This is a genomic window from Rhizobium sp. TH135, from assembly GCF_002855515.1.
Classification (GTDB): domain Bacteria; phylum Pseudomonadota; class Alphaproteobacteria; order Rhizobiales; family Rhizobiaceae; genus Allorhizobium.
Window position 1 is genome coordinate 279589 of sequence record NZ_PKRP01000004.1, and the last position, 12471, is coordinate 292059.

Sequence of the window (12471 nt, forward strand, 5' to 3'; positions counted from 1 at the left end):
CTGCTGCCGACTACTGTGACTCGCCGATCGTGTCCGCCATATACGCCCCCCGATAGCCCATCGGCTGTGTCGGCCCCGTTGTCGTATCCACCGCCGTCTGATGTTCGAGTTCCGCGTTCAGCATCGCCCCGACGATCAGGATCACCACTGACAGCCAGGTCCAGAACATGAAGCCGATAAAGGTGCCGAGGGCGCCGTAGGTGGCGTTGAAGTCGGCGAAATGCTCCAGATAGAAGGAGAAGCCGAGCGACATGATCAGCCAGACCAGCGAACTGAGCAGCGTGCCCCAGGTCAGCCATCGAAGCTTGGCATCCTCCCGGCTCGGCCCGTATCGATAGACCATGACCGTTCCGAGCCAGACGACGCAGATCAGGATCGGCCAGCGGATCAATCCGACCATCATCTCGGCCCGTTCGGAAATGAAGACAAGAGAAATGGCGATCGGCAGGATCGCGAGTGCCGTGACGATGATGGCGAGAATGGCCATGGCGCCAAGCGTAAACGCGACGGCCAGAAGCGTGGTCTGGATGAAGCCGCGCTTCTCCGGTTCCTGATAGGCAATGTTCATCGCCTCGAAGAGAGCGACCATGCCGTTGCGCGCACTGAACAGCGACACGCCGAGGCCGACCAGAAAACCGATGCTCAAGGTGCTGTCGTTTTCATCGGCCAGCGACTGTAGCTGTCCGAGGATCATCGCAACCCCATCGGCGGGCAGAAGTTCGGAGAGAAACCCGAGCCGCCCCGCAATCGTGGTCGGGTCGGCGATCAGGCCGTAGAGCGATACAAGCGCCGCGAGCCCGGGAAACAGCGACAGCATCACGTAAAATGAAACACCCGCCGCGGCCAGCATCACCCGGTCGGAGGTCAGCCGCGACAGCAGCCTCATCGAGACGTCCCAAAGACCGCGCGCCGGGATTTCGCCCGGACTCTGCGCATCCCGCCCCCGTTCGTCCTGCATATGACCGGCTTCAAGCTGAGAGGGTGGGGGCGTCGTGGGCGGCATGTCTGGCTCCTTGTTCTCGGAGAAACTGGTCCGCACGGCCGCATGTTCCATGACGACCGGTCGGTCGCCGGACGGAACCCTTGGTCGCCCCGTTCGGTTGGAGAGGCAGACATTCCAGAGGGAGAAGAACATGCCTGACACGACCGAAAATGCAGCGCCCATGAACCAGCCGCAGGACGAGATCGACCCGCGCCTGACAGATCCGGTAGAAGCCGCGGCGATGCGCGCCGACGCCTCGGCCGCAGGGCAGGGCTTGCCGAAGGGGAATGAACGGCTCAACCTCTACCGTCTGGTGCCGATTGCAGAAGCCGACGATCCGCGCTGGGACAACTCACCCTTCCAGGGCGAAGTGACCGTTGCGGCACGCTCCACCGGCGATGCCCGCCTGGTCGCATCCTCCCGCGAGCTCGACTATATGGAAATTGACGCCAAGCCCGCCGAAGACGTGACCACCAGCACGGCCAGCGCCTTCCGTTCAGAAAAGCTCTACACGGTCATCGAGATCGACCGTGACCGGACCGATCTCAGCCGCGGCATCGTCGACGGCGAGATCGCCATCGACGTGATCCGGCCTGTGCAGGACTGACCTCAGAAAGGCTTGGAGGGATGAGGGCTGTCCTCATAGGCGCCCCAGATCGACTGGTCGAAATTGATCGTCGCACCCGTCATCAGTCCGGATTCGGGTGACGAGAGATAAGCGCAGGCGCGTGCGACTTCGGCCGGATCGACCAGCCGGCCGAACGGCTGCTTTGCCGCCGCTTCCGCCAGCCAGTTGTCGGCTGCCCCGTGAAACTCCCGCTGGATCCGATCTTCGCCATCGCTCGCCATCCAGCCGATATTCAGCCCGTTCACCCGGATACGGTTCTTGAGAAGCCCGAAAGCGGTGTTGCGCGTCAGCGTGTCGAGCGCCCCCTTGGAGGCGCAATAGGCCGCGATGAAGGGTTGGCCCGCCATGGCCGACATCGAGGAGATGTTGACGATCGTGCCTTCCGTCTTCGTCTCCAGCATCAGCTTGATTGCCTCCTGCATCAGGAAGAATGGCGCCCGCGTGTTGATCGCAAACATCCGGTCGAACAGCTCTGGATCCGTGTCGAGAATGGTCCCGCGATCCGTGATCGCCGCCACATTGACCAGCGCATCGATCCGCCCGAAATGCGAGCGTGCCGCCGCGATCACCATGCGGCAGTCCTCCACCTGCGCCAGATCGGCGGCAACAAAGTGAACCTGCGTGCCATAGCGTGCGCCGATCTCCTCAGCCTTCGCCTCGCCGTTGGCGACGCTACGACCGCAGATAACCAAGCCCGCCGCCCCCCGCTCGGCAAACAGCCGGGCAACCTCGGCGCCCAGCCCCTGCGTTCCCCCCGTTACAACCGCGATTTTGCCATCCAGACGACTCATGCTCTTCCTCCTGCCAAGCGCCGCAGCCTGCGACGCATGCCACCATTTGGCCTGGAGTGAGCCTGAGTCACAAGCCCTGAGAGAGGGCCTCAAGAAATGAGTTTCAAGGTGGAAAGCGGGTGATGAAGGAGGTCAGGGACGGGCTCTGTCCCTGACCTGTTGCGAGCAAGCTCAGCCTTCGAAGTCACCCTCGGCATTCACCTCGCGGCCACCGACGATGATCGCCCGCTTGCCGACATGGTTGGCAGCACCGACGATGCCTTCCTGCTCCATGCGCTCCACCAGCGAAGCGGCCTTGTTGTAGCCGATCGAAAGACGGCGCTGGATGTAGGAGGTCGAGCACTTCTTGTCGCGCAGCACCACCTTGACCGCCTTGTCGTAGAGGTCGTTGCCGTCCTCTTCTGCCATGGCGCTCTTGTCGAAGACGGCGGTATCTTCTTCCGGCTCGTCTTCGACCTCGTCGGCATCTTCGGTCACGGTGCCCAGATAATCCGGACGTCCCTGCATCTTCAGATGCGCGACGACCTTCTCGACTTCCTCGTCGGACACGAAGGGACCATGAACGCGGGCAATGCGTCCGCCGCCGACCATATGCAGCATGTCGCCCTGGCCGAGCAGGTGTTCAGCGCCCGGCTCACCCAGAATGGTGCGGCTGTCGATCTTCGAGGTTACCTGGAAGGAGACACGCGTCGGGAAATTCGCCTTGATCGTGCCGGTGATGACATCGACCGAGGGCCGCTGCGTCGCCATGATCAGGTGGATACCCGCCGCACGTGCCATCTGCGCCAGCCGCTGGATCGCACCTTCGATCTCCTTGCCGGCCACCATCATCAGGTCGGCCATCTCGTCGACCACCACGACGATATAGGGCATCGGCGAAAGGTCGAGTTCCTGGTCTTCGTAGACGATTTCGCCGCTCTGCCGATCGAAACCGGTCTGGACGCTGACGGTGATCGTTTCGCCCTTTTCGCGCGCCTGTGCCGCACGGGCATTGTAGCCGTCGATATTGCGCACGCCGAGGCGGCTCATCTTGCGATAGCGATCCTCCATCTCGCGCACCGCCCATTTCAGCGCCATCACGGCCTTCTTCGGATCCGTGACGACGGGGGTGAGCAGATGCGGGATGCCATCATAGACGGAAAGCTCCAGCATCTTCGGATCGACCATGATCAAGCGGCACTCGTCTGGCCTGAAGCGGTAGAGCAAGGACAGGATCATCGTGTTGATCGCCACCGACTTGCCCGAGCCGGTGGTGCCGGCCACGAGCAGATGCGGCATCTTTGCAAGCTCCGCGATTACGGGCTCGCCACCGATGGTTTTGCCGAGGCAAACCGGCAGCTTGTAGCGCGTCTCGGCATAATCGAGCGTCTCGATCAGCTCGCGCAGATAGACAGTCTCGCGCACCGGGTTCGGCAGTTCGATGCCGATCACGTTGCGGCCGGGCACCACGGCGACACGCGCCGAAAGCGCCGACATCGAACGGGCGATATCGTCGGAGAGACCGATGACGCGGGAGGACTTGACCCCTGGTGCCGGCTCGAATTCGTAGAGCGTGACGACGGGGCCGGGGCGCACGTCGATCACTTCGCCCTTGATGCCGAAATCTTCCAGCACGCTTTCCAGAAGCCCGGCGCTCTGCTCCAGCGCCTCAGCCGTCATCGTGACGCCGGTCTGAACGGGCGGCATCTGCAGGAAGTCGAGATAGGGCAACTCGTATTCGCCTTCGCCCAGCGCTTCCTGTGCCTTGAACAGCGGCTGGCGCGGCAGTGCAGCGGACATGGGAGCAATTGACGAATTGTTCGTCTGGAGTGGTGCAGGAACAGCCGCTTCAAGGGGGGCGACGGTCTCCGTCATCGGTGTTTGCGCCTGCGTCGCCGCAAAGTAGGCAGCCGACACCTCGCGGTGGGCGACTTCGCGGTAGAGCGCAACGACCGAGCCAGGTGTCGCCTCGAAAGCCGGCTTGCGCGGCAGGGCCGTCACAGGCTGCACCGAGGTCATCAGGGCATCGGGGCGATACCGTACCACTTCGGCCCGGATGGCAGCCGGAGCCTGCGGCGCCATGGTGCGGACCGCCGGCGGTGCGACCTGGCGGACCGGCTGTGGTGCCGTGCGCACGGGTGTCTGCAGCCTCGCCTGCGGCACGCTCGGGCGCACCATCTCGATATCCTGAGGTGCCTCGACAGGCGCGATCATCGCTTCGAAGAAGATGTGGTCCGACAGCAGTGCGGCAATCGGAGGCCGCACGCCTTGCGCGGCGGTGTCGACGATGGGTGCTGCCACTTCAGCCTGCGGGGCAGGCGGATTGGTCATCTGCGCCCAGGCGGCAAAGCCCGATCCCTGGGGCTGGCTGGCTGCTGCAGCGGCAGAAACCTGTTGCACAGGCGGCGGTGCCGGAACCGGCTCCGGATTGGCCTGCACAGGCGGCGTGCGCAGGAACGCGTTGCGCACCATCGGCGGGCGGGCCGCAGGCGTTGCCTGTTGTGCGGCAAGGCGTGCAGCTTCCGCCTGCTGGGCGATTGATCGCTGCAGATGCGGCGGAACATGGGCCGCGGTTGTCGGCTGCACGGTGGCGCCGACGCTGGCGGCCTGGGTGCTTGCAAGCACGGTCCGCATGCCCTGCACCAGTGGTGCCGGCTGTGCCAGTTGCGGCGCCGGTCCGATCTGACCAACGCCGCCGTCTGCCATGGATGCCTCCCAGGCAGCCTGTTCGGCCTGCTGGCGCGCCAGTTCCCGGCGAAGCTTGTAGGTCAGCGCCCGTGCGCCGATCGCATCCGGCGGCTGCGGCAGCGTCACAGAAGCCGGCATACGCGGTGCTTCCGGTTTCGGCGCGGGCGCCGGTGCGCCCGTGCGCGGCAAGCCCGCATAAGGCACGCTGGTTGAGGGGGCAGCCGTGTACCGTGGCTGGCTTGCGGTTAGGCGCTGGCTCGCCTGCGTGACCGGCTGTCTCGGCGGTTGCTGCGCCATCTGCTGCTGCGGAGGTGTCGTCCGCGCAGTCGGCGCACTTGGCTGAGGTGCAGGGACTGGGGCGGTCTCCGGCTTGGCCGGTGTGCGATCGGGCGTGCGCGTGAAGCGCACATTCGGCCCCAGCACGAAGGCCTTCTGCCAGACGGGCGTTTCCTCGCGTCCCTCGATCTGGTTGGCCGCCGACTGATCGGCACCTTCACCCTGGTTGTCCCCTAACTGATTGGCCTGATACGCGGAATTTGAACGGGGAGGGTGCATCGAAAACCTGAACTCTGACGGGATACGGGGACGCGAAAACTGAGCTATCTGAGTAGAAAATAAAGGTTAACGACCGCTTTCCGTCCGGCAGAAAAAGCTAATGCACGAGAGGTCTGTCCGGGCCCTTTTCAGCCGCGATGCCGCTGTTGCCAAAGCCGAATTTTGTCCCGCGCGGGAAGAAGCGGAAGCTCAAGTTTTTTTCTCGCACCGGCTCCCCGCTCGGGCTATGGACGGACACCAACAGAAAGCCGGTCATGTCGAAGAAAGAGAAGCCCAGCCCGCTGAAGAAGCTCCTCAAGGCCTGGACATCAGCAGATCCCGAGGAGCGCCAGGCCTTCCTCGATCTGGTCTCGGCCGGCGCCCGCGCGGCAGGCTCCACTGCAGATAAGCCTTTAGGCGCCGAGCCAGTCCCGGAGGATGCCGCAGCCCTCATCGCCAATGGCCGCTATCTCCTGCCGTCGACCATCGAGCGGATCGAATCGGTGATGCGCGCCCGAAAGCTCTCCCCATCAGGTGTCATGGCCGAGCTCGGCTTTTCCAGCCGCGATGCCTCGCTCACCCGCGCACTCGCGATGAAGGCGTCCCTGCGGCTTTCGGTGATCGCAGCGCTCGCCGAATGGCTCGCGGCCCACGAGAAGCACGGCTGAGCCGGCCATGCCCCACACGCTCGTCGCTCCCGTCGAATTCGTCCAGGACATCAAGAAGAGCCGCTTCATCGGCAAGGCGACACCGATCGCCAGCGAAGACGAAGCCAAGGCTTTTCTCGCAAGCGTCTCGGATCCCGCCGCCAATCACAATTGCTGGGCCTGGCGCATCGGGCAGGCCTATCGCTTCTCCGATGACGGTGAACCCTCAGGCACGGCCGGTAAGCCGATCCTGCAAGCGATCGATGGGCAGGATCTCGATGGGGTCGTGGTGGTGGTCACCCGCTTCTTCGGCGGTATCCTGCTTGGCAGCGGCGGGCTTGTCCGCGCCTATGGCGGAACCGCCGCCCAGATGCTGCGCGCAGCGGAAAAGCGCGAGATTATCCCGCTGGTCTCCGGCTTTTGTGCAGTCGGCTTTTCCGATCTTGCCCTGGTCAAATCGCGACTGACCGCGATCCCGCATCTCGTCTTGTCAGAGAACTTCACGGCTGAGGGTGTGGACCTGACGGTCACCCTGCGAGAGGGAGACGAGGATCAGGCGATCCGGTTGGTGCGCGATCTCACCAGCGGCCGGTCGAACCTCATCTTTCCGGATTGAAGCCTCTCAGCTCTTCTTCTTCGGCATGTCCTGGGTGGACAACTGCTTCCAGGAATTCTGCTGGGCGAGCATGCCGCGCAGATATTGCAGGTTTGCCGCTGCCTGCTGCGGATCGAGTTCCTGCGCCGCCAGTTGCTCGGCCTCCTGGAACCGGCCCTGCAGGCCGACCACCAGTGCCAGGTTCTGGCGCACGCGGCTGTCCGCACCCGGCTGCTGAGAAGCCTGGCGCAGATAGTCCTCCGCCGTCTTCAAGTCGCCCGACAGCACGAAGGACATGCCCATGTTGGAAATCACGCTCGGATCGTTCGGCTGGATCTGCAGCGCCATACGGTAACGCGAGCGCGCCTCGCTGGAGCGGCCGAGCTGGTCGAGTACCGCACCTTCGGCGGAATAGAGACGCCAGTCGGGCCGGTCGGGTGTCTGTGCCCGCTGGATGGTGCCGAGCGCCTTCTCCAGCTGCCCCGCTGCGGCCTGTGCCTTGCCGAGGGCTGCCAGCACTTCGCGGTCGCTCGGATGGGCAATCGCCACCTGCTGCATGACAGCCAGCGCCTGGGTGTTTCGCCCGGTCATCATCAGGCCGTTGGCGTAGGAAAGTCCGGTATTGCGGTCGCGTGGATTGCGCTCATAGGCCTGACCGATACCGTCAACAGCGCGGGAAAGCTGCGGCCCGCTCAGCGCATCGAGCTGGCGATTCGCCTTCGGGATCGAGCCGGTCGTCAGCTCCTTCTTGGACGAGGCGCAGCCGGTCAGCGCAAGCGCGGCGAGTACCAGACCAGCCGTGGCCATGATCTGCAAACGGTTTGCGAAGCCTGGGTTCTGCATGCGCATGGTGATCGTCCCGAGTTGAATAGTCCCCACCGCCGCCCTTGTCCCGGACGGCGCAATCTCCGCTCAAGCAATAATCCGTTAACCCTAATGGAGTGTTAATCGAGCATCCCTGCGATTCTCAAGGCGACTCCCAGAAAGCGTCCATCATGGCCCCGTTCCAGTACATCGAAAGACCGTCCCCCTTCAGCACCAAGGGCGGAAAGACGCTGCCGGTCTTCGCCGTCACCCCGGCCCATGTCGAAACCGGCACGCTTGAGCCACTCGCCCTCGACTGGGCGAAGAAGGCTGGCTTCAAGGCCGAGCCAGGTTCGGTGTTGTTGATCCCGACGGCTGATGCCCATGTCGGTGGCGCACTCTTCGGCCTCGGCGCCAACCCCTCGGAAAACCCTTATCTGACCGGCAAGCTCGCCCGCGCCCTGCCGGCCGGTGAATGGCACGTCGAGACGGCGCCGCTCACCGCCAACCGCCTTCTGCTGGGCTATGGCCTCGGCGCCTACAGCTTCGACCGCTATCGCTCCGAACGCGTCACGGAACCGCGTCTGCTCATCCCCCAGGATGCCGATGCCGCCGACATCAAGCGCCAGATTGCCGGCGTCTTTCTCGCCCGTGATCTGATCAATACGCCCGCCAACGACATGAGCCCGGCCGATCTCGAAGCCGCCGTTCGCCGTCTCGCCGAACATTACAAGGCCGAAGTCTCCGTCATCACCGGCGACGAGCTGATCGAAAAGAACTTCCCCCTCGTCCATGCCGTCGGCCGGGCCTCCACAGTTGCCCCTCGCCTCATCGAGATGCGCTGGGGCAAGAAGGGTCACCGCAAGGTCACCCTGGTCGGCAAGGGCGTCAGCTTCGACACCGGCGGCCTCGACATCAAGCCGGCCTCCTCCATGCTGCTGATGAAGAAGGATATGGGCGGTGCCGCCAATGTGCTCGGCCTTGCCCTGATGATCATGGACGCCAAGTTGAAGGTTGACCTCCACGTCGTCATCCCCGCCGTCGAAAATGCCATCGCCGGCAATGCCTTCCGCCCCGGCGACGTCTACAAGAGTCGCAAGGGCCTCACCGTCCAGATCGACAACACCGATGCCGAAGGCCGCCTGATCCTCGCCGATGCGCTTAGCTACGCCGATGCCGAGGAGCCGGAACTGCTGATCGACATGGCGACGCTCACCGGCGCCGCCCGCGTGGCCCTCGGCCCCGACCTGCCGCCCTTCTTCACCGACGACGAGGATCTGGCCCACGCGCTGGCCGAAGCGAGCCTCGAGGTTGACGACCCCCTGTGGCGCCTGCCGCTCCACAAGGGTTACGAGCGCATGTTGAAAGCCCATATCGCCGACCTCACCAATGCCCCCTCCGGCGGCATGGCGGGTGCGATCACCGCAGCCCTTTTCCTCAAGCGCTTCGTCTCCCCCGGTCGCCGCTGGGCACATTTCGATATCTTCGGCTGGTCGCAGACCGAGCGCGCCCATTCGCCCGTCGGCGGCGAAGCCCAGGCGATCCGCGCCCTCTACCGCTACCTCCAGGCGGGCACCGACTGAGCCTGCCGCACGTCGCCCCTTGCCAGATCGTTCCTTTGCCGGAATGATATGGGTGAGGGGCAGATGCCCCACGCGATGAAGAGGGGAGAGGGGCCATGGGCCTCGAGATGACGGCAACCCAGGCGCTCGGCCTCTGGCATAGGGTGACCCTGGATCAGGTCCAGAGCCAAGGCCCTGATCTCACCATGCGCCAGCTCGCCGTGCTGCTCGAGATCTATCTCGTGCCCCCACCACACACGGTGCGCGGCCTCGCCGCGACCCTCAACGTCACCAAGCCGGTCATCACCCGCGCCCTCGATACGCTGGGAGAAATGGGCCTCGTGGACCGCGTGCGCGACGAGCTCGACCGGCGCAGCGTCATCGTCAAGCGCACCGTCTCAGGTGCGCTCTTCCTCGAAAAATTTGGCGATATCATCATCGCCCGGGGCCGCGCGCTCCGCTGACGGAGACTACCATGCTCGATCGGCGCCTGAACGCCTTCCGCCCTGATCTCGCCGACATCGCCCTCAAAGGGCAGGTGGATGCCGAACGCTTCGTCGCCCCTGAACCTGCGATGGTCAGCGAGCCGGTCGTGGCGCTGCGACCAAAGCCGGATCTCTCCAGCGGTATCGATACCGAGCTCCTGATGGGCGAGGAGGTCCGCGTCTTCGAGCGAACGGGCGGCTGGGCCTGGGTCCAGGCCGTGGATGACGGCTATGTCGGCTACCTCCCGGAAGAGGCCCTCGGCCCTATCGTCGCTCCGACCCACATCGTCACCGCCCCGCGCACCTTCGTCTATTCCGGCGCCGACCTGCGTTTCCCGACCCGCACCGCCCTGTCGATGGGCAGCCGGCTCACGATCTCAGGCGAAGCCGAAATCCGTGGCACGCGATACCTGCTTCTCGCCGATGGTGGCGCCCTCGTTGCCCGCCACCTCCGGCCGATGTCGGATCCGCCGGCGCCGGACTATGTCGCGGTTGCGGCCCTCTTCCTCGAAACGCCCTATCTCTGGGGCGGCAAATCCGGCTTCGGCATCGATTGCTCCGGCCTCGTACAGCTTGCCATGCTGATGGCCGGCCATGCGGCCCCGCGCGATAGCGACATGCAGGCCTCAGGCCTGGGACAGGCGATCGACCGCAACGCGCTCAGGCGCGGCGATCTCGTCTTCTGGAAGGGGCATGTGGCCATCATGGAAGACGAGAAGAGCATGATCCATGCCAACGGCAACACCATGAGCGTCGCGCGCGAAACGCTTGCAGCGGCCATCGAACGCATCGGCTGGCTCTATGGCGAACCCACCGGCTACCGCCGCCCCGTCGCCGAAACGTGATACAGCCGGGCTTGGTCCGTTGGGCTCAAGTGCTTATATCGACGGCATCCAAGCTTACGAGAAGATTGCCCATGCAGCCGGTCCGCGAAAAAAAGCCCATGCCCCGCAAGATCAGCCGCAGGATTGCACAGGCGTCTCTGCTCGTCTGCCTCGCGGCCTTTGTCGCGCCCGCTTTCGCCGCCGAGGGCATCGCCTGGGGCAATGCCGGACAGGAAAGCTTCAAGGATCTGCCCGGCGTGAAGCCACAGGATCCCGCCAATCAGTTCGGTGAAGGCGTCACCTGCGAAACACGCACGGTGTCCCCCCGACCCGGCTTTGGAGGCCGGCGCGAGCTGCGCGATGTCCTGCCTTACACTGTCTACCGCTGCGAAAAGAATGGCATCGTTTACCAGGGGACCCAGCCGCCACGCACCGGGCGCCAATGGTATCCGGGCGTCAATCCGCGCGTCATTGACTGACGAACTGGTACGAAAACGTCAGATTGGTCCAGAAAAGGTCGCCGCACCCCTTATTGTGATCGCTTTGTCTAAGATTTTAACGAGGGAACAAACCTCAAAGTAGCATCTTGCCCGGATGCTCCCTCAAACGCTGTGTCCGCTCGATTAAGGTTGGACCCGCACCCGTTGTTTGAGACGAAAGAGGGATGGGCATGTTTTTGGAAAAACTTCGTCAGGGTTGGCTGGATCGCTCCGGCAACTTTGGCATCATCTCCGCGCTGCTCGCGCCGGTTCTGCTCGTGTCCGCCGGCGGCGCGCTCGATGTCGCCTCTGCTTACAACACCCGGGTCGACATGCAGGCGCAACTCGATGCCGCCATGCTGGCAGCCGCCCGCAAGAGCGGCAAGAGCGCCCAGGAACTGGAGGCGCGCAATTTCCTCGGCCTCAGCGCCGAGGAGGACAAGCTCAGCGAAACGACGGGCTTCGTTCTGACGGTCAACAGCGATGGTTCGATCACCGGTGGTTACCAGCAGGCGGTCGAGAACCGCTTCCTCGGCATCATCGGGCTGTCGAACTTCAACGTCGGCGTCAACACCACGGTGGCGGCCAGCGCCGCAAAGGGGACCGGTGGCAATGGCTGCATCTATGCGCTCGGCAATCAGAACCAGGCGGTGCTGATCAACTCGGGTGCCAACGTCAAATCGACCAAATGCGAGGTCCATGTCCATTCGACCAGCAACCCTGCTTTCATCATGAATGCGGGCGCGACGATCGATACGGCGAAGTTCTGCGTCAAGGGCGCCAATTACATCAAGAATGGTGGCACGCTCACCAATCTTGAGACCAAATGCGCTGCCGAAGCCGATCCCTTTGCCGGCAAGATGCCCGAGCCGCAGATCCCGGCGAATTGCACCACCTCGGGCACGATGGATGGTCAGTCCATCACGCTCCAACCGGGCAAGCATTGCGGCACCACTTTCAACGGTTCGCCGACCATCACCTTCAAGCCGGGCCTGCACATCATTTCCGGCCGCATGATCATCAACTCGGGCGCGACCGTAAAGGCCGAGGGCGTGACCTTTTACTTCCCCGACGTCAACAGCGAGATCCGCGCCAATGGCGGCCTGACCTTTACGGCGACTGCCCCAACGTCGGGCGACTACAAAAACATCCTGATGTTCGAGAAGACGAGCGATGCGAGCAACAACCGCTACCCGCAGCAATACATCTTCAACGGCAGCAAGGGCGAGATCCTCAAGGGCATCATTCATCTGCCCAATCGCGACGTGACCTACAATTCGACGACAAATCAGACGAACAACATCACGCTCGTGGTCAACACCATCATCATGAATTCGTCGAACTGGAAGATCGAACCGCTGGAAGCGGGTGGAACGACGTCCACCAGTGGCCTCGCCAATCCCCGCATCCTGCGTTGAGCCAGGCAGGGTGAAAACTGCAGTCCGGAAGGTTCGGGGCGTCGGCTGGACGCCC

The 12471-nt window shown here is 63.8% G+C and carries 12 protein-coding genes; 8 read left to right on the forward strand and 4 right to left on the reverse strand.

Translation table 11 applies throughout. The features are described from left to right. Positions 1-10 precede the first annotated feature (10 nt). Positions 11-1003, reverse strand: coding sequence for a YihY/virulence factor BrkB family protein (locus C0V73_RS14090; protein ID WP_102020839.1), 993 nt, complete (start codon positions 1001-1003; stop codon positions 11-13). A gap of 130 nt (positions 1004-1133) precedes the next feature. On the opposite strand from C0V73_RS14090, the gene C0V73_RS14095 reads away from it, so the two are divergent. Further along, on the forward strand, positions 1134-1589 hold the full coding sequence (locus tag C0V73_RS14095; protein WP_245407974.1) for a hypothetical protein: 456 nt from the start codon (positions 1134-1136) through the stop codon (positions 1587-1589). 2 nt (positions 1590-1591) lie between these two features. Here C0V73_RS14095 and C0V73_RS14100 read toward each other — a convergent pair whose 3' ends face one another. Beyond that, positions 1592-2401: an SDR family oxidoreductase gene (locus tag C0V73_RS14100; protein WP_102020625.1), complete on the reverse strand. Its 810-nt coding sequence runs from the start codon at positions 2399-2401 to the stop codon at positions 1592-1594. A 171-nt stretch (positions 2402-2572) separates the two neighbouring features. Beyond that, entirely contained in the window at positions 2573-5623 is a 3051-nt protein-coding gene (locus tag C0V73_RS14105; RefSeq protein ID WP_102020626.1) for a DNA translocase FtsK, read from the reverse strand. Between the two features lie 254 nt (positions 5624-5877). On the opposite strand from C0V73_RS14105, the gene C0V73_RS14110 reads away from it, so the two are divergent. Together C0V73_RS14110 and C0V73_RS14115 are read left to right on the forward strand one after the other, a co-directional pair. Further along, complete coding sequence (locus C0V73_RS14110; protein WP_102020840.1) at positions 5878-6270, forward strand: hypothetical protein; 393 nt, start codon at positions 5878-5880, stop codon at positions 6268-6270. A gap of 7 nt (positions 6271-6277) precedes the next feature. After that, on the forward strand, positions 6278-6865 hold the full coding sequence (locus C0V73_RS14115) for a YigZ family protein (RefSeq protein ID WP_102020627.1): 588 nt from the start codon (positions 6278-6280) through the stop codon (positions 6863-6865). Positions 6866-6871: 6 nt separating this feature from the next. Here the strand turns inward: C0V73_RS14115 and C0V73_RS14120 are convergent, their stop codons facing one another. Then, positions 6872-7693: a tetratricopeptide repeat protein gene (locus C0V73_RS14120; RefSeq protein ID WP_102020628.1), complete on the reverse strand. Its 822-nt coding sequence runs from the start codon at positions 7691-7693 to the stop codon at positions 6872-6874. 146 nt (positions 7694-7839) lie between these two features. Between C0V73_RS14120 and C0V73_RS14125 the strand changes: the two genes are divergently transcribed. The 5 genes from C0V73_RS14125 to C0V73_RS14145 all read left to right on the forward strand — a co-directional run bounded on the left by C0V73_RS14125 (position 7840) and on the right by C0V73_RS14145 (position 12416). Then, the gene (locus tag C0V73_RS14125; RefSeq protein ID WP_102020629.1) at positions 7840-9231 is read left to right on the forward strand and encodes a M17 family metallopeptidase; all 1392 of its coding nucleotides are present in this window, start codon (positions 7840-7842) and stop codon (positions 9229-9231) included. Positions 9232-9326: 95 nt separating this feature from the next. Then, a complete protein-coding gene (locus tag C0V73_RS14130) occupies positions 9327-9674 on the forward strand; it encodes a MarR family transcriptional regulator (protein ID WP_102020630.1) in 348 nt (115 codons plus the stop codon). Between the two features lie 11 nt (positions 9675-9685). Next, on the forward strand, positions 9686-10540 hold the full coding sequence (locus C0V73_RS14135; protein WP_102020631.1) for an NlpC/P60 family protein: 855 nt from the start codon (positions 9686-9688) through the stop codon (positions 10538-10540). A gap of 98 nt (positions 10541-10638) precedes the next feature. Further along, a complete protein-coding gene (locus tag C0V73_RS14140; RefSeq protein ID WP_210200167.1) occupies positions 10639-10998 on the forward strand; it encodes a hypothetical protein in 360 nt (119 codons plus the stop codon). 191 nt (positions 10999-11189) lie between these two features. Further along, positions 11190-12416, forward strand: coding sequence for a TadE/TadG family type IV pilus assembly protein (locus C0V73_RS14145; protein ID WP_102020841.1), 1227 nt, complete (start codon positions 11190-11192; stop codon positions 12414-12416). Positions 12417-12471 lie beyond the last annotated feature (55 nt).